Here is a 1,734-nt window from a genome sequence, read left to right on the forward strand (position 1 = left end):
ACGGCATCAATACTGCGCATTACCGGATAGCCGAGCCTGGCTTGCCCCGGCAGCGCGAGGCGCACTTGCTCCAGCGCGACCGCCGCGTCGAACAGCGTCGCCCCAGCGTCCCCCTTCACGAAGCCCGGCACAGCGTTGAGCGAAAGCCGTTCCCCGAGCACCGCCCCCGTCGCCGCCGTCAGCCCATCGAGCGCCGCGCGAATGCCGGACGCCCCGTCGCGCACCGCCTGTGGGAACTGCGACAGCCCCGCTTCGACGAAGGACAGCGACACTTCCACCATTCGCCGCGCCGCCCGGCTTTCGCGGAAGGAGGCGGATTTGACCACCACCATCAACCGCCCAAGCCACGGGTGGAATAATTCCCCCGGCCCCGGCGCTTCGATGGCGGCGAGCAGCCGGTCGCGCTGATCGCCCACCTCATCGCCATTCAAATAGGCGGTGAGCGACACTTCGCGGTCTTGCCGCCCCATATCCTCGTGATAGCCCAGGTCGCGCTGGGGAAAGACGTGATCGGCAATGCGCCGCCCGGCTTTCAGATCATGCGCGGTGCAGACGAACGACACCCCGCGAAAGCTGGCCCGCGCCAGCTTCGGTTGAGTTTGTTGGGCCATACCCCCTCCGATTGCGCAAAAAAAATAGCGCCGAAGCGCTGCCCGATGATGGTGTTTAGGATCGGCGGCTCAGGCCAGGAGACCGCCGAAATCCCGTTGCTGCAGGTCGTTGGACTTATGGATATTGACCCCGCAGAGCGCCGCCTCCTCAGAACTCGGTCATGATATTTTCCTTCTGATGCTCGGGTGACTTACGAAGAAGCGGGGTGCCAGCGGGTGAGAAAATCCGCCGCCACCGCGTGCCAGAACTGGAGACTGTCGAGGCTGAGATTCTCCAGTTCCGACGGCGGCCAGTGGAAGACCCCGGCCAAATCGGCGATTAATTCGCGCCAGTTCCCAGGATAGTTTTCAAGAAAGGGCGGATCATCTCCTGCGCTTTAAAGAAATCATGGGCGGAGAGCGCGTCGATCAACTCCACCGGCTCGCCAGACAGAAGGCTGAGCAACGTCGCCCCCGCCCCAACGCTGCCCTGCTGGCCCTCCAGGCGGCGCAGGTCGCGCACGCTCATGTCGGTCTTAAAGCTCAACTCCTCCACCCGGCGGCTCGGGGTGAATTGAACCGGCGTGTCGAGCGTGTAGATGATTTTGTCCATAGGAGGTCTCCATAAAAAAAGGCCGGGGACTCGCCCCGGCGCGGTGAACCGCCCGCCCCAGAAGGGGGCAGCGGAAGACGGAACGCCGCGCTTGACCCCGCCCCCTCGGGCTGGCAGCGTGGCGCGTGTTTGTTGGCTTCAGGATCAACGCCCGATGGTATTACCCTGGCGGATCACCGCTCTGCTGCTCGCCCTGCTCCCGACCCTGGCGCAGCCTGCGGCCGCCGGGGAGTTTTCCGTTGAGGAGCAAAAGCTCGTCGCAGACATCCGCCAGAAAATGGATCAAACCACTCAACTCCTCATCTATGCCTATGAGAATGAGGAGAAAATGGACCTTGCTGAAATAAAGCGGGTTCTGGCGGGCTTCAGCGATCTGGCCGATTGGTTCGAAAAGAAAATCCCCTACCGGACCTTCGAGCGGCGGACGGGCAGCTTTTGCGCTGGCGCGGGGAGTTTTGCTTGGAAATATTGGAATAATACTGAATCTTATTATAAGTACAAAGGCTCTGAAAAAGGAAAATATGTCGGTGC

General features: G+C 61.8%; 4 protein-coding genes. 1 reads left to right on the forward strand and 3 read right to left on the reverse strand.

Going from position 1 to position 1,734, the window contains the following annotated elements; genetic code table 11:
* From VZ95_RS22165 to VZ95_RS15025, 3 genes are all read right to left on the reverse strand, one after another.
* Positions 1 to 611 (reverse strand): DNA circularization N-terminal domain-containing protein (locus VZ95_RS22165; RefSeq protein WP_198148330.1); only part of this gene is annotated, 611 nt, incomplete at its 3' end.
* A gap of 191 nt (positions 612 to 802) precedes the next feature.
* Positions 803 to 922, reverse strand: a complete 120-nt coding sequence (locus VZ95_RS23160; protein WP_084627824.1) for a GpE family phage tail protein — start codon at positions 920 to 922, stop codon at positions 803 to 805.
* An 8-nt stretch (positions 923 to 930) separates the two neighbouring features.
* Positions 931 to 1,203 (reverse strand): phage tail assembly protein, encoded by a 273-nt coding sequence (locus VZ95_RS15025; RefSeq protein ID WP_045776580.1) that lies wholly within the window; start codon positions 1,201 to 1,203, stop codon positions 931 to 933.
* Positions 1,204 to 1,357: 154 nt separating this feature from the next.
* Between VZ95_RS15025 and VZ95_RS15030 the strand changes: the two genes are divergently transcribed.
* Positions 1,358 to 1,734 (forward strand): hypothetical protein (locus tag VZ95_RS15030; protein ID WP_045776581.1); only part of this gene is annotated, 377 nt, incomplete at its 3' end.

The organism is Elstera litoralis (genome assembly GCF_000963705.1).
GTDB classification, from domain to species: Bacteria; Pseudomonadota; Alphaproteobacteria; order Elsterales; family Elsteraceae; genus Elstera; species Elstera litoralis.